The following is a 24,547-nucleotide window of genomic DNA, read 5'->3' on the forward strand; positions in this document are numbered from 1 at the left end:
CTATTAAAATTGTGAAAAGAGAAATTATAATAACAAAAGATGGTTCTACAACAATTCACTTACCAGATTGGAATGAAACATATCATTCAAAATTTGGAGCAATTCAAGAAGCAGAACATGTTTTTATTAAAAATGGATTAGATTTATTTAAAGAAAACAATATTTCAATATTAGAAATAGGATTTGGTACAGGTTTAAATGCATTTATTACATTGCTTGAAGCAGAAAAAAGAAAACAAGTTATAAATTATGTTGGAGTAGAGGCTTATCCTGTTCTAAATGAAGAAATAAAGTCTTTAAATTATTCAAAAGAACTAAAGGTCGAAGAGAAACAAGAATTATTTATAAAGCTTCACGAAACAGAATGGGAAAAGGAAAATTTGATTACAAAAAATTTTCTATTAAAGAAAAGAAAGCAATTTTTTGATAAAATTGATGACGTAGATACTTTTGACTTAATTTATTTTGATGCATTTGGATTTAGAGTACAACCAGAACTTTGGAGTGAGGAAATCTTTGATAAAATGTATAAGGCATTAAAAAAAGGAGGTGTTTTGGTAACTTATGCTTGTAGAAGTTCTATTAAAAACGCAATGCTTTCTGTTGGGTTTACTATTGAAAAGCTACCTGGTGCTCCTGGAAAAAGAGAAATGCTTCGAGCAAAAAAATAATTTTTATAAAAGCTAGTTCTAATCATAATTATAGGCGCGAAAAGATTTTTACTATTTAATAATACATTGTTAATATAGAGAATTAATAATTTATGTATTATTTAAGGCTTAGTTTCTATTATTTTCTAATAATAAATTTAGCATTATTTTCACATTTTAAGATGGCAATAGTCGTAAAAAATGACTATTTTTACAATATGTTCTTATCACTAGTATAATCATAATATTATTAATTAGTATGCCTAGATCTATGTATTCTTATTCAAAATCTATACTCGAAAGAGTAAGTTTTGACCCATTGCTTTTTTGTAAAGAAGTTGAAAAAGCAATAAAAGTTTTACTGCCTTATGAAGTTGACCAACTAAGAAACTGGCTATTGAAATTCACAGAAGAAAAGCCAGAATTAAGACAATGTTTAATTTATATTAATCAATAAAAAAACAAAAGGAGCAAATGCTCCTTTTATTTTTTTGATTTAGGACTAATTATTTCTACATCATGAAATGCTATTGCCCCTCTTACAACACCAGATATTGTATCTCGTAGAGCATTGATAATATGAATTTTTAATTCATTTTTAGGATAAATTAAACTAACTTCTCGCGCTGGTTTTGGATTTGAAAAATGTTTAAGTTTTAACTTATTTTTTTCATTTAAATCTAAAGTATGTAAATACGGAAGTAGAGTAGTTCCTAAACCTTCATCAGCTAATTTTATTAATGTTTCAAAACTACCGCTCTCTAATTGAAAATGATTATCATTAAAAAATTTATTGTTTTTACAAAGATTTAAAATTCCATTTCTAAAACAATGTCCATCTTGTAATAATAAAATGTTATCCATATCTAAATCACTAATCTCTATTTCCGCTTTTTCATGCACAGAATGATTGTCAGGAACATAAGCAACAAACGGTTCATAGTATAATACAATCTCTTTTATATTATCTTCTTCAAGAGGTGTTGCAGCAATAGCACAATCTAGATGACCATTTTTTAACTTTTTTATTATATCTTCAGTAGTGTTTTCTTCAATAACAAGATTTACTTTTGGGTATTTTGAAATAAAATTATTTAAAAACATAGGAAGTAAAGTAGGCATTATTGTCGGAATTATACCAACTTTGAATTCACCACCGATATAGCCTTTCTGCTGGTCAACAATATCTTTGATTCTTCCAGCTTCATTTACAATGTTTTTGGCTTGTTTTACGATCTTTTCGCCAATTTCAGTTAATAATATAGGCTTCTTGCTTCTATCAAAAATTAAAATGTCTAATTCATCTTCTAATTTTTGAATTTGCATACTTAATGTTGGCTGCGTTACAAAACATTTCTCTGCTGCAAGAGTAAAATTCTTATGTTCAGCTACGGCTAAAACATAATATAATTGAGTTATAGTCATTCTATCAATATTTTCGATAAAAATATAAAAACTATCAATTTGATTTATATTTAATTCGATTTATTTCTTGTAAATTTGAATAAATAAATAAAAAATCGAATTAAGATTATGAAAACAAATATTTTAGGTTTATCAGTTAAAGATTCAGAAGTATTAATAAACGAATTAAATTTATTATTGTCAAATTTTCAAGTTTATTATCAAAATTTAAGAGGATTACACTGGAATATTAGAGGAAAGCGTTTTTTTGATTTACATGTAAAATTTGAAGAATTTTATAACGATTCGCAGCTTAAAATTGATTTAATTGCAGAGAGAGTATTAACATTAGGAGGAACTCCATTGCATACTTTTTCAGATTATATTTCTAATAGTAAAATTCAAGTAGGAAAAAATATCTCTAAAGATGAAATTGCAGTTCAGTTAGTTATAGATTCATTAGCCGAATTATTAGCAATAGAAAGAGCCATTTTAAATTTATCTGGTGATATGAACGATGAAGGTACAAATTCCATGATGAGTGATTTTATAGCAGAACAAGAAAAAACAATATGGATGTTAAATGCATGGATGGAAGATTCTATATAAACAGAAAAAGATTATAATTTTAAAGCGTCATAAATTTTTATGACGTTTTTTTTGGTTTATTTTAAGAAAAAATAAAAATCAACTTATTACCTTTGCACCTGTGAAATTTATAGTTAAAATAGTATTAGGACTTTTCATCATATTTTTAGCAACACCTACAATTGTGACTGCTTTAGATAGTGATGTTAATCTTTCATATTTCTATAATTTAGGAGAAGAAGAAGAAAGTCATAGCACGTTTAATGAAATTAAATTTATACCTTCTATTTTTTCAATTCCATTAAAAATTGACTTTGAAGGATATCAAAGAATTAAATTTTCTATACTTAGTGATCGAAAAGTTAATTCAATAGCTCCAAATATTTTTCTTCCCCCTCCAGAATTAAGATAAATTTCTAGTATGTTTCAGATTTTTTTTGAAGCCAAATTTATTTTAATTTTAAAATCCGTATATGTTTAAATATTTAAAAAACGATATTCCGTCGAGTATTGTTGTTTTCTTTGTGGCTCTTCCGTTGTGTTTAGGAATTGCCTTAGCTAGTGATGCACCACCATTATCTGGTTTAATTTCAGGAATTATTGGAGGTATAATTGTAGGACTTATAAGTAAGTCAAGAATTGGTGTAAGTGGACCAGCAGCAGGTTTAGCTGCAATTGTAGCAAGTGCTATTTCATCTTTAGGTAGTTTTGAATTATTTTTATCCGCAGTTGTTTTAGCTGGAATTATTCAAATTATATTTGGAATTATAAAAATGGGTGTAATTGGCTACTATTTTCCAGATAGCGTTATTAAAGGAATGCTTACAGGAATTGGTATTATTATCATTTTAAAACAAATTCCTCACTTTTTTGGTTATGATTTAGAAGCAGAAGGAGCAGATAGCTTCTTTTCAAAGTCAGGTGAAAATACTTTTTCTGCGATTCTTCATATAGTTGATAATATTACTTTAGGATCAATGATTATTGGATTTTTAGGATTATTTATTATCTTGTTTTGGGATAATATTTTGTCTAAAAAACATGCCTTTTTTAAAGTAATACAAGGATCTTTAATTGCGGTTTTTGTTGGAACGGTTATTCAAGTTATTTTTAGTACTACTAAAGATTTCTTAATTGAAGGAAAGCATTTAGTACAAGTCCCTATTCCAGATAAAGTTACAGATTTTGTAGATTTTATTAGCTTCCCTGATTTTAGTCAAATTTTCTCAACAGAAGTTTTAGTAATTGCATTCACATTAGCATTAGTTGCCAGTTTAGAAACCTTATTAAGTGTTGAAGCATCTGATAAATTAGATCCAGAAAAGAATATAACACCAACTAATAGAGAATTATTTGCTCAAGGTATTGGAAATATTGCTTCAGGATTAATAGGTGGATTACCTATAACACAAGTTGTTGTTAGAAGTTCTGCAAATGTTCAGTCAAATGCTAAGACAAAAATGTCAACAATTCTACATGGAATACTATTATTAGTATCAGTTTTATCAATTCCGATGCTTTTAAATCATATTCCAAAATCAGTATTAGCAGCTATTCTAATCATTGTTGGATTTAAACTAGCAAAACCATCATTATTTAAAAAAATGTTCTCTTTAGGATGGACCCAATTTTTACCGTTCATTATAACAGTTGTTGTTATTGTTTTTACTAATTTGTTATACGGAATTTTTGCTGGTTTAGCGATAGGATTTATTGTAGTTTTAATTAAAAATTATCAAAACTCAGTATTTCTTCATAAAAAAGAGATTCAAGGATCTAATGTAATTGAAATGACTTTTGCAGAAGAAATATCATTTTTAAACAAAGCATCTATTAAAAAAGAATTATTTGATCTTCCTGACAATTCTACATTAGAATTAGATATTACAAAAACTAAATATTTAGATTATGATGTAGTTGAAATACTTGAAGACTTTATAATTCAAGCTAGAAATAAAAATATATTTATTCATTTAAAATCTGAAAGAGGAATTATTGATAATCCTGAAAGTTTTATAGAATTTTTTAAATTAAACAAAAAATCTTCCTAAGAATATGAAAACATTAAATAAAGAATTACAATCTCAAATTACTCCTAGAAAAGCATTAGAAATTTTAAAAGAAGGAAATCATAGATTCATAAATAATTTAAAAGCACATCGTAATTTATTAGAACAAGTAAATGATACTAGCGATGGACAATGGCCTTTTGCTACAATTTTAAGCTGTATTGATAGTAGAACTTCAGCAGAGTTAATTTTTGACCAAGGATTAGGAGATATATTTTCAGTAAGAATTGCTGGAAATATTGTAAACACAGACATACTTGGAAGTATGGAATTTGCTTGTAAAATTGCAGGTTCAAAATTAATTGTTGTTTTAGGACATACAAAATGTGGAGCTGTTAAAGGAGCGTGTGATCATGTAGAAATGGGGAATTTAACAGAACTATTATCAAAAATACAGCCAGCCGTTTATCAAGAAAGTCATACAAAGGAAAATAGAAATGCATCAAACTCTCAATTTGTAGAAAATGTTTCTGAAATAAATGTGAAGAGAAATGTTAAAAATATAATTGAAAGAAGTTACGTTTTAGAAAAAATGGTAGAAAATGGATCTATTGGTATAGTAGGTGCTATGCATAATATAGAAACAGGAGTAGTAACTTTTTATGATGAAGTAATGTATATTAAAGATGATCTAAATCCACAATTTTCACTTGATGATTTAAGATATTAATTTAATCATTTATCAAATATAATGATACTTTTTTATCATTATATTTGATAAATACCTATGAACCTATATTTATGAGTGATTTTTATAAAAAAATAATAGAAAATAATAAAAAATGGGTCGAAGATAAGTTAAAAATTGACCCAGAATTTTTCAATAATTTAGCAGAAGGTCAAAATCCACCATTATTATGGATTGGCTGTTCAGATAGTAGAGTTCCAGCAAATGAAATAATAGGAGCAGAAGCAGGAGAAGTTTTTGTACATAGAAATATTGCAAATATGGTTGTTCATTCCGACATGAATATGTTGAGCGTACTGGATTATGCCGTTAACGCTTTAAAAGTAAAACATGTAATTGTTTGCGGTCACTATGGTTGCGGAGGAGTTAAAGCTGCTATGGGAAATAGTTCAATTGGTATTATAGACAACTGGATTCGTCATATAAAAGATGTTTACCGTTTGAATCAAGCAGAATTGGATGGTATCGCAGATGAGAATACTCGTTTTAATCGATTTGTAGAACTAAACGTAAAAGAGCAAGTTTATGATTTAGCGAAAACATCAATTGTTCAAGCCGCTTGGAATAAAAACCAAAATTTAACAATTCACGGTTGGGTTTACGGATTGAACTCTGGATATGTAACAGATTTAGGCTTAAACTTTAGCTCAGATAAAGATTTAGATAATGTTTACCAGTTGAAATTCTAATCCTCTAAATTTTCATTAAAAGCAGAAGGTAATAATTGAGGAATATATTTTACCAAAATAGGCAGTAAAATGCCACCACCAGGAAGTAGAAAAATAGTTAATGAAGGTATTGTTTTACAAATATCTAATAACTGTTTTTTTACTTTTTTCTTTTCGTCATCACTTAAATCTTTCGATGTTGATTTTGCCAAAAGAAGCATCAATTCTTTACTCTCGCCAATTTCTTTCGTTAATCTTTTTTTATTTCGAGTGATCAGTTTTATAACTGTTGAGTTCGTCTGATTATAAAAATGCTTAATCGGATTTGAATCATTGAAATATGAAATACTTTTTTTATGATTTGTAATAAATGTATGAATATCAATTAAACTATCATTAATTAAAACATCAGAAATATCTATTTTAGTAGCAATTTCATTGATAAAAAAGATTTCATCCTTGTCTAATTTTTTATCACTCCAAAGAGCCATTAATACTAAATCAAAAAAATATAATTTTTCAAAATCATATTTTAAGAAATCAAAATCAAAATCATTTTTATTTATTAAATCTATTTGATTAACTTTTGAATAACGTAATGAATTTTCAAAAAGCTTAATTAATAATTCGTCTGCACTTGTTTTTTCTTTTTTCACACTTAGTGCAATGCAAACCATTTGAAAAATTTTCTTTTCAAAAACTTCAAAATACTTTTTAGAAAAGTCTTCATTATCAATAAAATTATGAAAAGCAATAACATCTAAAAAAAGTAATGCATTAGTAACAATATGGGAAAAACTTTTCGCAATAACATTCTGATTAGTTTGAATTCTATTAGAAATTATAGATTCAAGATGTAAGCTACTATTTTCTTCATTAGGAAAAAGCTTTTTTAAAAATAGATAATTATTTTTTTGTGTTGCTTTATAAAAAGTATTAATTAATTTTAAAAAATCTTCTTTAGAAGTAGAGTTTTTTTTAATAGAAAAGATACCAAATAATGCTTCTAAGAAAACAATTTTAGTAAGTTCATCATTTGATAAATTAATGTCTAAAAATTCGTCAAAAGTATCTGAAGAAACCGTATGACCATATATTATACCTGTTTTTCTTAACTTAAAATATAAGTCATTTGAATTTTCTATTTTTTCATTTTTAAGTTTCTCATTTAAAATGAAAAATTTATCTATCCAACCATTAATTGAAGGGTTTATCATTTGATTAAAATGTTTGAGCAAAGTTAAAAAAATCTCCAATCTATAGTATTAAATGTGCAAAAGTATTTATATATTGCTAAAAATATTTATTAATGAATTTCGCAATTATTATTACAATTAGTGTTTTGCTATTATTAGCATATGCTTTTACAATTAGTTCCTCAAAAACAAAAATACCCTCAGTTATTTTATTGTTACTTTTGGGATGGGTAGTGAAACAAGCTACAGACTTTTTTCATATTGTAATACCAGATTTAAATTCATTGTTACCTCTTTTTGGAACAATAGGGTTAGTTTTAATCGTATTAGAAGGTTCATTAGAACTAGAATTGAATAAAAGGAAAATACCATTTGTAGGAAAAACTTTTGTAACAGCTATTATTCCATTGTTTATTACTGCTTTTTTAATTGGACATTTTTTCTATTATTTTTTAGATTCTAGCTATAAAGACGGATTAATTAATGCTATTCCACTATGTATAATTAGTAGTGCAATCGCTATTTCTAGTGTTGGAAATTTAAATTTATTCAATAAAGAATTTGCTATATATGAAAGTAGTCTTTCTGATATAATTGGAGTATTATTCTTTAATTTTATAGTGCTAAATAATGTTATTAACCTTGAATCTGTAGGTAATTTTGCCCTTCAAATATTGATAATGTTAATTATCTCATTTATAGCAACAGCCTTTTTAGCCTTTCTATTAAGCAGAATAGACCATCATGTAAAGTTTATACCAATTGTACTATTAATAATTTTAATTTACGCTGTCTCTGAAATTTATCATTTACCAGCCTTGATTTTTATTATGCTATTTGGTATAATCATGGGTAATTTTGATGAATTAGAGCGCTTTAAATGGGTAAAATATTTAAAACCAAGATCCTTAGATAAAGAAGTACATAAGTTTAAAGAGTTAACCGTTGAAGCTGCTTTTTTAGTTCGTTCTTTATTTTTCTTATTATTTGGCTTTTTAATGAAAACAGAAGATATCTTAAACCCTCATACTTTTGAGTTAGCTATTGGTATTGTAGTATTAATTTATTTAGTTAGAGCAATACAATTAAAGATTTTTAAAGTTAAATTAATGCCATTATTATATATTGCTCCTAGAGGATTAATTACAATATTATTATTTTTAAGTATTCCAACAGAAAGTAAAATTCCATTGGTTAATAAGGCATTAATAATTCAGGTTATTGTATTGACAGCCTTAATAATGATGTTTGGGTTGATATTTAACAAACAAGAAGATAAAAAAGTTAATGATAATATCAAAGATAAAGAAGAAAATAATCTTACAATAGATATGGATGTTCCTCTATAAAACTTCTATTAAAAAAAGATAAATTAATAATTTATTAAGCTAAATATGTAAAAGTATTTAGCTTTTTTTGAATCAATATTTCTTTATACGAATTAAAACAAAATAGGATTAACATTATTGGTATATTAATGGTTTAAAATCTATAAAAAAATAAAACCCACTCGCAAAGCGAGTGGATTTTAGCACAAACTAAACCAAAAGATTGCAGTTATTTAAAAACAATATTTATTTTCGCTAATTAATTTTGCTGCAATTTTTTCTCGTAAACCAATTACGTTAGGCATATTGGTATATTTTGTAAAACGTTTTAATCCCATTAACATCATGCGTTGTTCATCACCTTCGGCAAAAGAAACAATACCTTCTTTTCCTTTTTGGTTTATAATATCAGTTGCATGATATAAATATAATTGTGCCATAGCAATTTGCTCTTGAACCTTATCAGCTCCTTCTTTCTTAGCTAATTTTTCAGTTCTAAGAATAGTACTTTCTGCCATGTATATTTCAATTAAAATATCAGAAGCAGCCATTAATAATTGTTGGTGATCTTCTAATTGTGGTCCATATTTTTGAACCGCAGCACCAGAAACCATTAAGAATACTTTTTTCAATTTTGCAATCATTTCTTTTTCTTCAGCAAATAACTCAGAATAATCTGGAGTATCGAAAGATGGAATACCCATTAATTCTTCAGCTACAGCCATTGCAGGGCCTAATAAGTCTACATGACCTTTCATTGCTTTCTTCACTAACATTCCAACTGACAACATTCTGTTGATTTCGTTAGTTCCTTCATAAATTCTAGCAATACGAGCATCTCTCCATGCACTTTCCATAGGAGCATCTTCAGAGAATCCCATTCCACCAAAAATTTGGATTCCTTCGTCAGTACAGTTTTGAACATCTTCAGAAACCGCTACTTTTAAGATAGAACATTCAATGGCAAATTCTTCAACACCTTTTAATTCAGCTTCTTGATGTGTGTTTCCTTCACTAACTCTAATATTGATTCTATTTTCAATATCAGAAGCAGCTCTATAAGTAGCACTTTCTCCAGCATAAGAATTCATTGCCATTTCTGCTAATTTAGCCTGAATTGCTCCAAAACTTGAAATAGGTGTTTTAAATTGAACTCTTTCATTAGCATAGTTTACTGCGGTTGAGATTGTTCTTCTTTGCGCTTCTAAACAAGCTGCTGCTAATTTAATTCGACCTACATTTAAAGCATTCATGGCAATTTTAAATCCTTCGCCACGACCAGCTAACATATTTTCAACAGGAACTTTAGTTTCATTAAAGAAAACCTGACGAGTAGAAGAGGAGCGAATTCCTAATTTATGCTCTTCGTCTCCAAGTGAAATTCCATTTGATGAATCATTTTCTACAATGAAACCTGTAATGTTTTTATCATCTTCAATACGAGCGAAAACAATAAATACAGAACAGAAACCTGCATTTGAAATCCACATTTTTCCACCAGTAATTTTATAGTGTGTACCATCTTCAGAAAGAACAGCTTTTGTTTTCCCTGAATTAGCATCCGATCCAGCTCCTGGTTCTGTTAAACAGTAGGCACCAAACCATTCACCTGAAGCTAATTTTGGAACATATTTTTGTTTTTGCGCTTCTGTACCGTATAAAGTAATTGGCATTGTTCCAATTCCTGTATGAGCACCGAAAGCTGTTGAAAATGAACCTGTTGCTCCAGAAATATAGTCACAAACTAAAACAGTGTTAGTAAATCCCATTCCCATTCCCCCATAAGCTTCAGGAACAGAAATACTTAAGAAACCAAGATCTCCAGCTTTACGCATCACTTCTTCAGTTAATGCATAATCTTTCTTTTCAAAACGTTCCTTATTTGGCCACAATTCTTTATCGACAAATTCGATAACTGAATCTTTCATTAATTTTTGTTCTTCAGAAAAATCTTCTGGTGTGAAAATATCTTCACATTTTGTTTCTTTTACAAGGAATTGACCTCCTCTGATAATATCTGCCATTTTTTATTTTTTTAGAGAAAAGAAGAAAGAAAAAAAAGAAGAAAGACTACCCCAATTTACTGATAAAACCAGTTGTCATTTTTTGGAATTCAATAATCTTATTCTCTATTTCAATCGTTTTTTCTTGAGTTATATATTTATTTTGTAATGCTATTAATAATTGTGTTTGTAATTCGAATGATGAACCTAAACTAATATTTAAATAATGTTTAAAATGAGTATTTTTTCTATTTGAACCTTCTGCAATATTAGAAGGCATTGAAACAGCAGCTTTATTCATTTGACTGACTAAACCATAAACTTCATTTTTGGGAAAATCTAAACATAAATTATGAATATCAGATGTTATTTCCATCGCTATTATCCAAATTTTTAGATTCTTAAAGTTATGCTTCATTAGTCTTCTATCTTTCTTCTTTCTTCTTGCCTCTTTCTTTTTGCCTCTTTCTTTTTGCCTCTTTCTTCTAAACTCTACTTCAAAAACTCATAAATACCTGCGGTACCTTGACCAGTACCAACACACATGGTTACCATACCGTATTTTGCATTTCCACGCTTGCGCATTTCGTCAAATAATTGAACAGATAATTTTGCACCAGTACAACCTAGTGGGTGACCTAATGCGATTGCTCCACCATTTACGTTTACGATATCAGGATTTAAACCTAATTCACGAACAACAGCTAATGATTGAGAAGCGAAAGCTTCGTTTAATTCTATTAAATCAATATCTGACTGTTTTAAACCAGCTTGTTTTAAAGCTTTTGGAATAGCTTTTACAGGTCCAATACCCATAATTCTTGGTTCTACACCTGCCGAAGCAAAGTTTACAAGTCGAGCAATTGGTTCAAGATTTAATTCTTTAACCATTTCTTCACTCATTACCAATACAAAGGCTGCTCCATCACTCATTTGCGATGAGTTACCAGCCGTTACACTTCCATCAGCAGCAAATACAGGACGTAATTTTGCTAAGGCTTCTATTGAAGTTCCTGCTCTTGGTCCTTCATCTTTATTCACTACATAAGAACGAGTTTCTTTCTTACCGTTTTCATTAATGAAAGTTTCTTCAACGGTAATTGGCACAATTTGGCTATCAAAACGGCCTTCAGATTGTGCTTTTAAAGCTTTCATATGCGAATTATAAGCAAACTCATCTTGATCTTCACGAGAAACGTTGAATTGTTTAGCAACCGCTTCGGCTGTTAATCCCATTCCCCAATAATAATCTTCATGCCCAGCAGCAGCAGCTTTATAATCTGGAGTTGGCTTATAACCACCCATTGGAATAAAACTCATGCTTTCTGCACCACCAGCAATAATACAATCTGCCATTCCAGCTTGAATTTTAGCTGTAGCCATTCCGATTGTTTCAATTCCAGATGCACAATATCTGTTTACCGTAACACCAGGAACATCTTCTACTTTTAATCCCATTAAAGAGATTAAACGACCAACGTTTAACCCTTGTTCTGCTTCAGGCATTGCATTTCCTACCATAACATCGTCAATTCTTGTTTTGTCGAAGTTTGGTAATTCTTTCATCATGTGTTCGATTGTTTCAGCAGCCAATTCATCTGGTCTTTTGAAACGGAAAACGCCTTTAGGTGCTTTACCGACTGCCGTTCTATACGCTTTTACTATATATGCTGTTTTCATTTTTTTTTTAGATAATAGAAGAAAGAAGAAAGAGAAAAGACTAAATATTAATCTTTTTTCTTGGTTCTTTTTTCTTGGTTCTTTTTAGTTTCTCAATGGTTTCCCTTTAGTTAACATGTATTGAATTCTCTCTAAAGACTTTCTTTCACCTGTTAGTGATAAAAAGGCTTCTCTTTCAAGATCTAATAAATATTGTTCCGTTACTAATGTTGGTTCAGATAAATCACCACCAGCCATTACATAAGCTAATTTGTTTGCAATTTTCTTATCGTGTTCTGAGATATATTTACCAGCTTCCATACTGTCTGTTCCTACTAAGAACATTCCTAAAGCTTGTTTTCCTAATACTTTAACATCTTTTCTTCTTGGAGCTTGTGTATAACCTTGCTCTGCCATTTGTAATGCTACTTGTTTAGCAGTTGCAATTTGACGATCTTTATTAACCACAACAATATCTCTGCCTTTTTGAAGAACTCCAGTATCAAAACCTTCATAAGCAGAAGTTGCTACTTTTGCCATACCTACAGTTAAGAAATATTCTTGTAGAACGTTTAATTCTACATCGTTTTTACGGAATAGGTCAGAAGCTCTTAAAGCCATCTCCTTAGAACCACCACCACCTGGAATTACACCAACTCCAAATTCTACTAAACCAATATAGGTTTCAGCAGCAGCAACAGCTCTGTCAGCATGCATAGTTAATTCACAACCACCACCAAGAGTCATCCCGTGAGGAGCAGCAATAACCGGAATTGCAGAATAACGACAACGCATCATAGTGTCTTGAAACATTTTGATAGCCATGTTTAATTCGTCATATTCTTGTTCAACAGCCATCATGAAAATCATTCCTAAGTTAGCCCCAACAGAGAAATTAGCACCTTGATTACCAATTACTAGTCCGTTATATTCTTTTTCAGCAATATCAATTGCTTTATTGATTCCTTGTAAAACACCAGCTCCAATAGAATTCATTTTTGAAGTAAATTCCAAATTGATAATTCCATCACCTAAATCTGTAATGATAGAATCGCTGTTATTCCATATTTTTTTGCTTTCGCGAATGTTATTTAAAATAATAAAAGCATCCTGACCTGGAATTTTTTCTACTTTTTTGTTTGTAGTAGAGTAGAAGTAAGTTGCTCCATCTTTTACAGAGTAAAAAGAAGTGATACCAGAAGCTAGCATTTCGTTAACCCAAGCAGCTGGTTCATAACCCTCAGCTTTCATTAATTCAATTCCTTTTTCAACACCAATAGCATCCCAAATTTCGAATGGTCCGTTTTCCCAGCCGAAACCAGCTTTCATAGCATCATCAATCTTATATAAATCTTCTGTAATTTCAGGAATACGATTAGATACATATTGAAACATTGAAGTAAAGTTCTTTCTGTAAAAATCACCCGCCTTATCTTTTCCTTTTACTAAAACTTTGAATCTATCAATTGGTTTGTCAATTGTTTTTGTTAATTCTAAAGTAGCAAAAGAAGCTTTTTTATTAGCTCTATATGCTAAAGTATCTAAATCTAAAGTTAAAATCTCTTTCCCTTCCTTTTTGTAGAAACCTTGACCTGTTTTACTTCCAAGCCAATTGTTTTCCATCATTTTATTTACAAATTCAGGTAACTTAAATAATTCATGAGATTCATCATTCGGACAATTCTCATAAATTCCATTCGCAACATGTACTAGAGTATCTAAACCAACAACGTCAACCGTTCTAAAAGTAGCCGATTTTGGACGACCAATAACCGGACCAGTCAATTTATCAACTTCTTCAACTGTTAATCCCATTTCTTTTACTTGATGGAATAAACTTTGAATTCCGAAGATTCCAATTCTATTTCCGATAAAAGCCGGAGTATCTTTTGCTACAACTGAAGTTTTTCCTAGGAATTTTTCACCATAACCATTTAAGAAATCTAATACTTCTTGTGAAGTTTGTGGACCAGGAATGATTTCGAATAATTTTAAGTAACGTGCTGGATTGAAGAAATGCGTTCCGCAGAAGTGTTTTTGGAAATCTTCACTTCTTCCTTCACTCATAAAGTGGATAGGAATACCAGATGTGTTTGAAGTAATTAATGTTCCAGGTTTTCTATATTTTTCAACTTGTTCAAAAACTAATTTTTTAATATCAAGTCTTTCTACTACTACTTCTATAATCCAATCTACATTAGCAATTTTTGCCATATCATCTGTAGTATTCCCAGTTGTAATCCTATTCGCAAAACTAGGATGATAAATAGGAGAAGGTTTAGATTTTAAAGCATTTGTTAAATGATCGTTTACTAAACGATTTCTAACAACTTTGCTTTCTAAAGTTAGCCCTTTTTTGGCTTCAACATCTGTTAACTCTCTTGGAACAATGTCTAGAAGTAGAACTTCTACACCAATGTTTGCAAAATGGCAAGCAATTCCACTTCCCATAATTCCTGAACCAATGACAGCAACTTTCTTAATATTTCGTTTCATAGTTGGTTATAATTTATTTTTTCTCTGTATATATTTGTTTTTCAGCTATTAATTCATTTATTATTTCAGCCACTTCCATGAAGTGTTGTAATTTTTCTTCCGAAACATGCTCTTTAATTGTTTCATTAAATTTTAGTACTGTATTTTTTGATAATTCACGTTTTTCTTTTCCTTCGTCAGTTAGATGTATAAGTACACCTCGTCCATCGATTGGATTTTTTTTACGATTAATTAATCCTTTTTCTTCCATTGACTTTAATGTTCTGGTTAAGCTTGTTGCTTCCATTCCCATTTTTGGACCTAGCATGGTTGAAGGAGTTCCTTTTTCTCGATCAATACTCAATAATGTAAATCCTGTTGCCATAGTTGCACCATATTTTGATGCTTCCTCATTATACATTCTTGAAACAGCTTGCCATGTAGCTCTAAGGACGTAGTCTATTGTTTTGTCTTTCATATAAGAATATAATTTCAAAGATAATAAAAAAATACTATGCATGCATAGTATTTATGTATTTTTTATGTTAATATTTTTATTAAAATTAAAAAGCTCACAAATAGAGTGAGCTTTAGGTAATTAATTATATATTTTATTGTATAAATCTTTATATTTTTCTAAAATAATTTTTCTTTTTAATTTCATAGTAGGAGTTAGGTGACCTTCTTCAATTGACCAAACATCAGAAGTAAGTTCAAATCGTTTAATTTTTTCCCAATTTCCAAATTTTTCATTAGCATGATCAATTTCTTCTTGAATTCGTTTAATTACTTCAGGGTTACTAATTATTGTTTCATTTGAAGTACCAATATCAAACCTTTTACGGCTTGCCCAATCTTTAACAAAATCAAAATTTAGTTGTATTAATGCTGCTGGCATTTTTTGCCCTTCACCAATTACCATTATTTGTTCAATAAAACGAGATTGTTTAAATGTATTTTCCAGCACTTGCGGAGCTATATATTTTCCACCCGAAGTTTTAAACATTTCTTTTTTACGATCTGTAATCTTTAAGAAACCTTCACTATCAATCTCTCCTATATCTCCTGTATGGAAATACCCATCTACAAGAACTTCTTTTGTTTTCTCTTCATCTTTAAAATAGCCAAGCATTACATTTGGTCCTTTACATAAGATTTCTCCATCTTCAGCTATTTTTACTTCACATTCATCGATTAGTTTTCCAACAGTTCCTATTTTGAAACCATTATTTCTCATATCATTTACAGCAATTACAGGAGAAGTTTCTGTTAATCCATAACCTTCCATTACATTAATACCTCCAGCATTAAACACACGAGCTAGTCTTGGTTGTAAAGCAGCACTTCCACATGCAATTACTTTAATATTACCTCCTAAAGCTTCTTTCCATTTACTGAAAATTAGCTTTTTAGCAATTTTTAATTTTTGTTCATAAAACCATCCATTTTTTCCGTACGGTTCAAACTCTAAGCCCAAATCCAATGCCCAGAAAAATAATTTCTTTTTAATTCCAGTTAAATCAGAACCTTTCGCAATAATTTTATCATATACTTTTTCCAAAACTCTTGGAACAGCAGTCATAACTTCTGGTTTTACTTCTTTTAAGTTATCACTTAATGCTTCAATCGATTCAGCAAAATAAATACTAACACCAGTATATTGATATAAATATAAAAGCATTCGTTCATATATATGACAAATAGGCAAGAAACTTAACGCTCTTGTATTTTTAGGAACAACTGGAAAGCGAGGTGTACAATTTATAGCATTACTAACGATATTTTTATGCGATAGCATTACTCCTTTTGGTCTACCTGTTGTTCCAGAAGTATAAATGATTGTAGCTAAATCATCAGTTTTCACACTCTCTTTTCGTTCTTCTACACTTTCTTGATTGGAACTATCTTCTCCTAAAGTTAGAAGTTCTTTCCAGCTTTTACACCCTTCTATGTCATTATATGAATATATTTCTTTTAAAGATGGTATGTTTTTCTTTACTGCGTTTAATTTTTCAAACACTTCTGCATCAGAAACAAAACAATATATAGATTCAGAATGATTTAAAATATATTCATAATCTTCTGAAGTGATTGTTGGATATATAGGTACAGTTTGAGCTCCTGTTTGTAAAATACCAATATCGCAAATATTCCATTCTGTTCTATTACTAGAAGATATAAGTGCGATTTTGTCATTTTTTTGAACATTCATTCTTAGCAATGCTCTAGAAATAGCATTTGCTTTATCTATATATTCTTTTGTAGAAGTCTTTACCCATTCGCCATTATACTTAGTAACTAATGCATCAGATAAATTATATTTTTCTAGTTGGTGATAAGGAAAGTCAAATAAACGAGTGATTGTTGACATAGTTTAGGTTAAAATTTAGTATTGCAATTTAGTAAAAAAAAGGATAAATAAAAAAAATGTGAGTTAAACTATCAATATTGTTATTTTTGTACAAAATTTATAATAAAAATTAATGAAGTTGTTTTTTAGATTAGAAGAATATAAAGTTTTAGCTTATAGGATTTTATTAGCTTATTTGTTCTATTTTTTTGCCAGAATCTTATTCTATTTGTATAATTCTGAAATGGTTGAAGTTTCTTCTATTATAGAATTTTTAAAGATTTCATATCATGGATTAGCATTTGATACAACTTCAATTTTGTATATTAATGGATTATTTATTCTTTTATCAATTCTTCCATTTTTTATAAATACACATAAAAAATATCAAAAAGGATTATTTTGGTTGTATTTTATTTCAAATTTATCGCTGTATTCTCTCAATTTTATAGATTTTATATACTATAAATACAATTTTTCAAGATTAACACTTGCCGCTTGGGATATTATTAAGCACGAAGAATCAAAAGGAGGTATGCTATTTCGTTTTGTTATTACATATTGGCATGTATTTATATTATATATATTAACTTGTGCATTATGGGTGTTCTTATATAATAGAGTGAAAATTAAAAATGATACCCAAATAAAATCAAAAGTAGGGTATGTTCTTAAATCAATTTTAGGAGTATTAATTGTTGCTACTTTATGTGTAGGAGGAATAAGAGGAGATTTTAAAAAAAGTACACGTCCAATCAATTTAGTTGATGCAAACCGCCATGTAGCAAAAATTCAACAAGCCGATTTAGTATTAAATTCAACATTTACTTTTTTACGAACTTTAGGAGTTAAAACATTCAAAAAACAAGATTTTAATATTTCTAATGAAGTTATTGAAGAAAGCTTTAAACCAATCAAGTTTTATAGTTCAAATAATCCATCTAAACCCAATATTGTTTTAATTATAACAGAAAGTTTAGGAAGAGAATATTGTGGAGCATTTAATAAACATTTAAATATTAAAGATTACGTAAGTTATACTCCTTTTTTAGATTCACTCGCAAATCATAGCATGATTTATACTAATGCTTATGCAAATGGATACAAATCAATTCATGGAATGTCCTCTGTTCTTTCAGGAATACCTTCTTTTAAAGATGCTTTTACATCTTCTCCTTATGCAAAGCAGAAAATAGAATCGATGGTCTCTTGTTTAAAAGAAAAAGGATATGATACCTCATTTTTTCACGGTGCTCCAAATGGTTCTATGGGATTTTTAGGTTATGGAAACATCTTAGGGTTTGATCATTATTACGGTATGACTGAATATGGAAATGATACCGATTTTGATGGCTCATGGGGAATTTGGGACGAACCATTCATGCAATTTATGAATACTACAATAAGTAAAAAGAAACAACCTTTCTTTAGTACTATTTTTACCGTTTCTTCACATGAACCTTACGTCGTTCCAGAAAAATATAAAGATAAGTTTCCAAAAGGAAATATCCCAATGCATCAATGTGTAGGGTATACAGATTTTGCTTTTAAACAATTTTTTAATGCAGCTAAAAAAGAACCTTGGTTTAATAATACAATTTTTGTAATTACGGCAGACCACTGTAATCAAGTGAATTATTTTGAAGACTATTATCATAATATAATGAATAGGTTAGCTGTGCCAATATTAATTTATAAACCAAACAGTGATTTAGTAGGAAACAGTGATGAAATTGCACAACACATAGATATATATCCAACAGTGATGGATATGATAGGATATGACAAACCATTTAGAAGTTGGGGAAGAAGTTTATTAACCAAAGAAAAAGACATAAAACCATATTTAATTAATTACAATTCCAATAATTACTATTTCATGAAAGATGGTTATATTTGCGTCTTTGATGGAAAAAATGCAATTGGCTTTTATGATGAAAAGGACAAAAAATTAATACAGAATTTAATTTCTAATCGAAATCAAAAAATGAATAAATTAGAACAAGAGTGTAAAGCATTTATTCAAGACTATTTTAATAAAATAATAGATAAAAAATTATCAACCAAATAAGAATAAATGAAAAAAAAGCTATTATATTTAGTCATTTTGCTAGCTGCAATTTATGGAGGAAAATATGCTTATGATATGCATATTAATCATAATTTTGAAACAATTACAGAAGGAAAGGTATATAAAAGTGGTGTAATTCCGCCAGATGAAATTGAAGATTATGTAAAAAAATATGGCATTAAAAGTGTTATTGATTTGCGTTTTCCAGGAACAGGTGACGATGTTAACAATCCAGAAGTACCTGCTGAATTACTTGCTGAAAAAGAAGCCGTTTCAAAAATTGAAGGCGTAACTTATTTTAACAACGGTTCAGACCAAGTACCACAAAAACATAATTTAGATATGTTTTTTAAAATTATGGATAATCAAGATAATTACCCTGTATTAATACATTGTTATCATGGAATAGGAAGAGCCGAAATGTATTCTGCTATTTATAGAATAGAATATGAAGGAATGGACAGAGATGAAGCAAGAACAAGTACACGTTTACTAACAAAATGGAGTTCTTTTGATTTAGGAACACCTAAAGGAGATTTTCTACATACTTATATTGGTAGAAAAGACAGTATAAAATAAATAATTTAGACATTAAAATATAAAAAAAACCATAGTTGAAAAACTATGGTTTTTTTTGTATTAAACTTTTATTGCTTTCAAAAGAACAAAATTAATCCACTTTTTTAAAGACAACAGTTGTTTTATCAGGATTTGATAAAGTAAGTCTATTGTTTTCTATTTTATAATGAATACTACTAGATAATGCTTTTACAAATTCACCTTCTTTATTACCTGGACCACACATCATTCGTGTTGTAACAACATTTACGAAACGAAGTAAGCCTTTTTCAAAAAACAATTTCCCATTCATTCTGTTGCAACCAGCATGTCCTGAAAAAGTATTCTCCTTAGCATTAACCTCCATTTGAGGCAATTCTTTACTAAAATCAGCAATACCAACCTTCTTTCCATTTAATTCTTCAAGAACCCAAATATCATGTAAACGGTAATCAGTAACATAATGTCCGCAACCATTAATCTTTGTAAAAGTTAAATCTTCATTCTTTTTATACTCTATACTTACTTTATAAGGCGATTTTTCACCAGACATAGCATTTGTACATTCAGATTGAGAAATAGTAATATTAAATTCATACAAATCTGTTTTTGTTCTATATAATTTAATATTACTATCCGCAGCACGAATAGGTTCTACTGAAGGAAGAGAAATAGAATCACCATCAATTGTCTTAAATATAAATGTAGAGTTAGTTAATTTAATATCCCAAAAAGGCTCAGTTCCTGTACCTATGAAATAAGCTTTTTCTTCATTTTGATTATCAGTAACAACTGTTTTTTCAATTTCTTTTGGCTCATCTACTGAAAATTCAGTACCATTTTCATTCTTTCCACTATTACACGATGCTAACATCATTAAGAAATAAAGTGCAAATAAATTAAAGACTATTTTTTTCATATCTTTTTATTTTATAATTATAATAAAATTTTTCACAAAGATAACAAATTTGATGCCATAAACGATTACACAACTGCTGCTAAAGCCAATAATCAAAAGAAAGAAGAACCAAACACTATTTTTATTTAAACCTTAAATTATGAGATATTTTTTTGAATTCAATCAAATTTTGTTCAAAATCAGTTCCAGTTATCCCATAAAAAGATATCGCCTTATCATCATTTATTAAAACGGTTAAATAAACAAGTTTTTCCATACCTTTTGATTCCGCAATATATTCAGTTTCGATACTTTCATAACCATTTATTTTTCCAATGATAGACTTTCTTTCTTCTTTTAAGCTAAATCCATTTTGCAATAAACCATTTATCATACTTTCTGTCATCATCTCTTTTGTAGTTGAGGAATCATTAGGAAGAGTAGAAATCATAACCATTGGCTCATTATTGTAAGACTCCTTGACAATCCCATTTTCTGAATAGATAAACATATTTGCACTCGATTTTGCAAATTTAAATTTTGAATCATTTGAATCAATTTCAAAAAAGCTAGTAGCTAAAGCATCAATTATTATTTCTTTATCATACTTTATTTTTAATAATGCATCTTTAATTTCTGTTAGTAAAGTTTTGTCACTTGAAGTAGAAATTGCCATTACCATTACCGAAAAAGTACTATCGCCAAAAACCAAATTGATGTATTCTTCTTTTTCATTTCCTTTTAAATGCGCATATTTAGCATTGTAATTATCAATTTTAATCTCTTTGAAATCTAAGACCTTAATCCCTTTATCCTCAAATTCTGATTTTGTGAAAGTGTTTGTGTTTGAATCATAATTTCCACCTATTAAATCCATCACTTGAATCATGGATTCATTTTCTTTTTCAAGACCTACAATGCTTTTTGATATTTTGAAACCATTAGGAGGAATAATTGACAATCTAGTTCCTGGAATATTTAGATATTTGTTTTGCTTTTTTTCTTTAACATCATTACAAGAATGAAAAACTTATAGAAAACAATAAAATAAAAAATAGAATGCTTCTTTTCATCAGATTTTTTTATTCAAATATAAGAATAGAATTAGAAAAGGATAAGAAGAACATATAAATTAAAAAAGACAATTTCTTGTGGAAATTGTCTTTTTATTATTTTAAAGATACATTTTTTACTTTTTTAAATTCTTTGCTAAAAAACCTAAAGTAGCCTCATACATATCAATTGAATTTTCTTCCTTATGAAATCCATGACCTTCATCATATTTTACCATATAAGGCACATCAAAACCTTTTGCTCTTAAACCAGTTACAATTTGATCCGATTCTGCAATATTCACACGTGGATCATTTGCACCTTGAATTACAAAGAGTGGTTTTTTAATTTTATTGATTTGAAAAACTGGAGAAACTTCTTTAGCAATCGCAGCTTCTTCCGGATTATCTAAATCATACCAAATTTGTTTTACAATTTCTTTATAAGGTTTCCAATATTCTGGGAATGAATCAAAGAAAGTAAAAATGTTAGAAACACCCACATAGTTCACACCACAAGCATATAAATCAGGTGTTTTTACTAACCCCATCAATGTAGCATAACCACCATGACTTCCACCATAAATAGCAATTTTATCTTTGTCTACCCAACCTTGTTCAATTGCATAAGCCACACCATCTTCTACATCATCCATTAGTTTTCTACCTATTTGTTTGAAACCAGCACGTAAAAATTCTTTTCCATAACCTCCAGATATTCTAAAGTTTACTTGTAAAGTAGCATAACCACGACTAGCAAATAATTGTGTTTCAGGATTAAAACCCCAAGAATCTCTTATACCTTGTGGACCACCGTGAGGATTCACAATTAAAGGCACTTTTTTACCTTGTAAAGCCTCTTTTGGTAAAGTAATATAGCCATAGATTGTTTTTCCATCTCTACTAGTAAATTTAATAGGTCTCATTTCTGCCATGTCAGTTTCTTTTAACTGAGGCATTAAATCATATAATAATTTAAACTTCTTCGTTTTAGCATTATATTGATAATAAGTACCATATAATTTATCACTTTGCACAATTACTAAAAATTGAGTCTCATTATCATCCTTATCAACTATGTAAGACTCTTTATTAGGAAATTCCTTTTTCATTAACCCATAAATTTCTTTGTATAGTTTACTCACAGGTATAATTTCACTTTTTTCACCTTCATAAGAAAAATTATCAATTTCATAATTTCTTTTTCTTGAAAGATTTAAACCACTCACATCAAATGTAGGGTTAGAAAACACTTCTTTAATAATTTTTTTAGTAGCTAAATCATATAATACAATACGGGTTTTGTCACTATCCAAATTAGTTATAACATAAGCCTCATCTTTATTTTTAGAAGCATAATTAAAGCTGATAATCCCAAATGAATCATCCCAATTGGTAGTAGTGTGTAATTTAAATTCTCCCGTTTTATTGTCTTTGTAATAGAATTGATTTTGTACACCATTAACCAATTTGCTATACCCTCTAAGGTTTCCGTCTTTGTCAAATTCATACCCTTGAATAGGATTAGCAATATCTTCATTTTTATACAATTGCTCTAAAGCACCTGTAACAATATTCAATTTAAAAGGCTCAAAAACTTGCTTATTGTTTTTGTTCATTGACACAATAATGTAATCCTTTTGCTCTTTTAAAATGTTATCAATACTAGCCTTAACACCATCAAAAGGAGTAAGATCTTTTAAATTACTTCCATCAAGATTTACACCATAAATATGATAATTTTCATCACCACCTTTATCCATAGCAAAAAATAAACGCTCGTCATTAATCCATCCATAACTACGCACTAGTTCATCTTTCTCCTCAATAGCCTTTTTTACAATTCCAGTAGCTAATTCTTTAACATAAACATGACGTTTGTTGTTTTCATCCTTTTCACGATACGACATGTATTTACCATTTGGAGACAATTGAAAACCAGAAGCTTTTGGTTTAGCAAAATAATCAGAAACAGAATACTTATAACTTCCTTTATCATAAACCTTCATTTTTTCTAACTCCTCTTTAGAAGAAGGCAAAGCTATATTTCCAGGCAATTTACTTTCGAATGAAGAAAGAGTAAGAGGTAATTTCATTCCTGCTTGACGAAATTCACCTATAATTTCTTTATTTTTAAACTCACCTACAAATTCAATCCCCATTTGTGGTGCTTTTAGCGTAATAGAATTATTATTTACTTCCGTTTTGTCTATGGCTATTCCTGAAACTCCTTGCATAGGAACATCCATAGTTGATGTGTAAACATTGTCCTTTTGTGCAATATGAAAAATAACCTCTAATTTCATGCCTTGCACATCCAATTCTCCTTTCCAGTCTCCAACAAATTGCTGGGCTTGTGTGGTAATACTCATAAGTAATAGAATAATTAAATTTTTTGTTTTCATAGAATGTAAAATTTAGTTTTTAAAGCACCTTGTTTTTTTGCTTTAATTTTGATTGACTAAACATAGGACTTGTTTTCAACTAAAATGTTACAGACTATCGCTTGAATATTTGTAAAATTATGACAAATTTAACGCATTATTGCCCTCTAAATCTAAGATTCGATAGTAAGACGATTAACACCCGATTTTTCAATTTTTTCAATTTTCATTTATTATTTGTTGTTTCAAATATAACTATTGTCTGCCTTAGAAGCAAGACAATAAGAGTATAAAATATAGATCAGTTAAATAAAAATAAAAACATAATTGTATTTTTAAAACAAATAATTATTTTTAACTGTGTACAAGAAAGTATAGATTTATCAAGTAAAAAAGCAAAAAATAATTATAATTTTTTACAACAAGTTATTTGTATACAAAGATGTTATCATTTTTTTTATTTCCCCACAATCTTGTCATTCCGACACTGGGAGGAATCCCATTAG

The 24,547-nt window shown here is 28.9% G+C and carries 21 protein-coding genes; 10 read left to right on the plus strand and 11 right to left on the minus strand.

Annotated elements, in window-relative coordinates:
- The first annotated feature begins 11 nt into the window (after positions 1-11).
- Together mnmD and SY27_RS01950 are read left to right on the plus strand one after the other, a co-directional pair.
- Positions 12-671, plus strand: coding sequence for a tRNA (5-methylaminomethyl-2-thiouridine)(34)-methyltransferase MnmD (mnmD, locus tag SY27_RS01945; protein ID WP_045966887.1), 660 nt, complete (start codon positions 12-14; stop codon positions 669-671).
- Between the two features lie 238 nt (positions 672-909).
- Complete coding sequence (locus tag SY27_RS01950) at positions 910-1,107, plus strand: hypothetical protein (RefSeq protein WP_045966889.1); 198 nt, start codon at positions 910-912, stop codon at positions 1,105-1,107.
- A 26-nt stretch (positions 1,108-1,133) separates the two neighbouring features.
- Here the strand turns inward: SY27_RS01950 and SY27_RS01955 are convergent, their stop codons facing one another.
- Positions 1,134-2,075 (minus strand): LysR substrate-binding domain-containing protein, encoded by a 942-nt coding sequence (locus SY27_RS01955; protein WP_045966891.1) that lies wholly within the window; start codon positions 2,073-2,075, stop codon positions 1,134-1,136.
- Positions 2,076-2,183: 108 nt separating this feature from the next.
- Between SY27_RS01955 and SY27_RS01960 the strand changes: the two genes are divergently transcribed.
- From SY27_RS01960 to can, 5 genes are all read left to right on the plus strand, one after another.
- On the plus strand, positions 2,184-2,663 hold the full coding sequence (locus SY27_RS01960; RefSeq protein WP_045966892.1) for a Dps family protein: 480 nt from the start codon (positions 2,184-2,186) through the stop codon (positions 2,661-2,663).
- 100 nt (positions 2,664-2,763) lie between these two features.
- On the plus strand, positions 2,764-3,054 hold the full coding sequence (locus tag SY27_RS01965) for a hypothetical protein (RefSeq protein WP_045966894.1): 291 nt from the start codon (positions 2,764-2,766) through the stop codon (positions 3,052-3,054).
- 61 nt (positions 3,055-3,115) lie between these two features.
- Complete coding sequence (locus SY27_RS01970) at positions 3,116-4,693, plus strand: SulP family inorganic anion transporter (RefSeq protein ID WP_045966901.1); 1,578 nt, start codon at positions 3,116-3,118, stop codon at positions 4,691-4,693.
- 4 nt (positions 4,694-4,697) lie between these two features.
- Positions 4,698-5,381, plus strand: coding sequence for a carbonic anhydrase family protein (locus tag SY27_RS01975; RefSeq protein WP_045966903.1), 684 nt, complete (start codon positions 4,698-4,700; stop codon positions 5,379-5,381).
- A gap of 71 nt (positions 5,382-5,452) precedes the next feature.
- On the plus strand, positions 5,453-6,088 hold the full coding sequence (gene can / locus SY27_RS01980; protein ID WP_045966905.1) for a carbonate dehydratase: 636 nt from the start codon (positions 5,453-5,455) through the stop codon (positions 6,086-6,088).
- Here can and SY27_RS01985 read toward each other — a convergent pair.
- Positions 6,085-7,284 (minus strand): LETM1-related biofilm-associated protein, encoded by a 1,200-nt coding sequence (locus SY27_RS01985; RefSeq protein ID WP_045966907.1) that lies wholly within the window; start codon positions 7,282-7,284, stop codon positions 6,085-6,087. The two genes, can and SY27_RS01985, sit on opposite strands and share 4 nt — an antisense overlap.
- Before the next feature lie 92 nt (positions 7,285-7,376).
- Between SY27_RS01985 and SY27_RS01990 the strand changes: the two genes are divergently transcribed.
- Positions 7,377-8,612, plus strand: a complete 1,236-nt coding sequence (locus SY27_RS01990) for a cation:proton antiporter (RefSeq protein ID WP_045966909.1) — start codon at positions 7,377-7,379, stop codon at positions 8,610-8,612.
- A 212-nt stretch (positions 8,613-8,824) separates the two neighbouring features.
- On the opposite strand, the gene SY27_RS01995 is transcribed toward SY27_RS01990, so the two are convergent.
- The 6 genes from SY27_RS01995 to SY27_RS02020 form a co-directional block, all read right to left on the minus strand.
- Complete coding sequence (locus tag SY27_RS01995; RefSeq protein WP_045966911.1) at positions 8,825-10,615, minus strand: acyl-CoA dehydrogenase family protein; 1,791 nt, start codon at positions 10,613-10,615, stop codon at positions 8,825-8,827.
- Between the two features lie 46 nt (positions 10,616-10,661).
- Positions 10,662-11,012, minus strand: a complete 351-nt coding sequence (locus tag SY27_RS02000; protein ID WP_045966913.1) for a four helix bundle protein — start codon at positions 11,010-11,012, stop codon at positions 10,662-10,664.
- A 74-nt stretch (positions 11,013-11,086) separates the two neighbouring features.
- Positions 11,087-12,274, minus strand: coding sequence for an acetyl-CoA C-acyltransferase (locus tag SY27_RS02005; protein ID WP_045966915.1), 1,188 nt, complete (start codon positions 12,272-12,274; stop codon positions 11,087-11,089).
- An 84-nt stretch (positions 12,275-12,358) separates the two neighbouring features.
- Positions 12,359-14,749 carry a 3-hydroxyacyl-CoA dehydrogenase/enoyl-CoA hydratase family protein gene (locus SY27_RS02010; RefSeq protein WP_045966917.1) on the minus strand — a complete coding sequence of 797 codons (2,391 nt, stop codon included), beginning with the start codon at positions 14,747-14,749 and terminating at the stop codon, positions 12,359-12,361.
- Positions 14,750-14,762: 13 nt separating this feature from the next.
- Positions 14,763-15,206 (minus strand): MarR family winged helix-turn-helix transcriptional regulator, encoded by a 444-nt coding sequence (locus tag SY27_RS02015; RefSeq protein ID WP_045966918.1) that lies wholly within the window; start codon positions 15,204-15,206, stop codon positions 14,763-14,765.
- A gap of 120 nt (positions 15,207-15,326) precedes the next feature.
- The gene (locus tag SY27_RS02020) at positions 15,327-17,099 is read right to left on the minus strand and encodes a long-chain fatty acid--CoA ligase (protein ID WP_045966920.1); all 1,773 of its coding nucleotides are present in this window, start codon (positions 17,097-17,099) and stop codon (positions 15,327-15,329) included.
- 112 nt (positions 17,100-17,211) lie between these two features.
- On the opposite strand from SY27_RS02020, the gene SY27_RS02025 reads away from it, so the two are divergent.
- Both SY27_RS02025 and SY27_RS02030 read left to right on the plus strand, forming a co-directional pair.
- A complete protein-coding gene (locus SY27_RS02025) occupies positions 17,212-19,149 on the plus strand; it encodes an LTA synthase family protein (RefSeq protein WP_045966923.1) in 1,938 nt (645 codons plus the stop codon).
- A 6-nt stretch (positions 19,150-19,155) separates the two neighbouring features.
- Positions 19,156-19,728, plus strand: coding sequence for a dual specificity protein phosphatase family protein (locus SY27_RS02030; protein WP_045966924.1), 573 nt, complete (start codon positions 19,156-19,158; stop codon positions 19,726-19,728).
- A 91-nt stretch (positions 19,729-19,819) separates the two neighbouring features.
- Here SY27_RS02030 and SY27_RS02035 read toward each other — a convergent pair whose 3' ends face one another.
- From SY27_RS02035 to SY27_RS02045, 3 genes are all read right to left on the minus strand, one after another.
- A complete protein-coding gene (locus SY27_RS02035) occupies positions 19,820-20,626 on the minus strand; it encodes an META domain-containing protein (RefSeq protein ID WP_045966926.1) in 807 nt (268 codons plus the stop codon).
- Positions 20,627-20,747: 121 nt separating this feature from the next.
- On the minus strand, positions 20,748-21,566 hold the full coding sequence (locus SY27_RS02040) for a hypothetical protein (protein ID WP_152640680.1): 819 nt from the start codon (positions 21,564-21,566) through the stop codon (positions 20,748-20,750).
- Positions 21,567-21,794: 228 nt separating this feature from the next.
- Positions 21,795-24,062 carry a S9 family peptidase gene (locus tag SY27_RS02045; protein WP_045966930.1) on the minus strand — a complete coding sequence of 756 codons (2,268 nt, stop codon included), beginning with the start codon at positions 24,060-24,062 and terminating at the stop codon, positions 21,795-21,797.
- Between the last annotated feature and the right edge of the window lie 485 nt (positions 24,063-24,547).

This window comes from Flavobacterium sp. 316, assembly GCF_000967805.1.
In the GTDB taxonomy this organism is placed as follows: Bacteria; Bacteroidota; Bacteroidia; order Flavobacteriales; family Flavobacteriaceae; genus Flavobacterium; species Flavobacterium sediminilitoris.

Coding starts and splice junctions, on each gene's coding strand:
- SY27_RS02045 (WP_045966930.1), bottom strand. CDS start 24,062: ATGAAAACAAAAAATTTAATTATTCTATTACTTATGAGTATTACCACA.
- SY27_RS02035 (WP_045966926.1), bottom strand. CDS start 20,626: ATGAAAAAAATAGTCTTTAATTTATTTGCACTTTATTTCTTAATGATG.
- SY27_RS01990 (WP_045966909.1), top strand. CDS start 7,377: ATGAATTTCGCAATTATTATTACAATTAGTGTTTTGCTATTATTAGCA.
- SY27_RS02025 (WP_045966923.1), top strand. CDS start 17,212: ATGAAGTTGTTTTTTAGATTAGAAGAATATAAAGTTTTAGCTTATAGG.
- SY27_RS01950 (WP_045966889.1), top strand. CDS start 910: ATGCCTAGATCTATGTATTCTTATTCAAAATCTATACTCGAAAGAGTA.
- SY27_RS02020 (WP_045966920.1), bottom strand. CDS start 17,099: ATGTCAACAATCACTCGTTTATTTGACTTTCCTTATCACCAACTAGAA.
- SY27_RS01995 (WP_045966911.1), bottom strand. CDS start 10,615: ATGGCAGATATTATCAGAGGAGGTCAATTCCTTGTAAAAGAAACAAAA.
- can (WP_045966905.1), top strand. CDS start 5,453: ATGAGTGATTTTTATAAAAAAATAATAGAAAATAATAAAAAATGGGTC.
- SY27_RS02000 (WP_045966913.1), bottom strand. CDS start 11,012: ATGAAGCATAACTTTAAGAATCTAAAAATTTGGATAATAGCGATGGAA.
- SY27_RS01985 (WP_045966907.1), bottom strand. CDS start 7,284: ATGATAAACCCTTCAATTAATGGTTGGATAGATAAATTTTTCATTTTA.
- SY27_RS02010 (WP_045966917.1), bottom strand. CDS start 14,749: ATGAAACGAAATATTAAGAAAGTTGCTGTCATTGGTTCAGGAATTATG.
- SY27_RS01960 (WP_045966892.1), top strand. CDS start 2,184: ATGAAAACAAATATTTTAGGTTTATCAGTTAAAGATTCAGAAGTATTA.
- SY27_RS01970 (WP_045966901.1), top strand. CDS start 3,116: ATGTTTAAATATTTAAAAAACGATATTCCGTCGAGTATTGTTGTTTTC.
- SY27_RS01955 (WP_045966891.1), bottom strand. CDS start 2,075: ATGACTATAACTCAATTATATTATGTTTTAGCCGTAGCTGAACATAAG.
- SY27_RS02015 (WP_045966918.1), bottom strand. CDS start 15,206: ATGAAAGACAAAACAATAGACTACGTCCTTAGAGCTACATGGCAAGCT.
- SY27_RS01975 (WP_045966903.1), top strand. CDS start 4,698: ATGAAAACATTAAATAAAGAATTACAATCTCAAATTACTCCTAGAAAA.
- SY27_RS02030 (WP_045966924.1), top strand. CDS start 19,156: ATGAAAAAAAAGCTATTATATTTAGTCATTTTGCTAGCTGCAATTTAT.
- SY27_RS02005 (WP_045966915.1), bottom strand. CDS start 12,274: ATGAAAACAGCATATATAGTAAAAGCGTATAGAACGGCAGTCGGTAAA.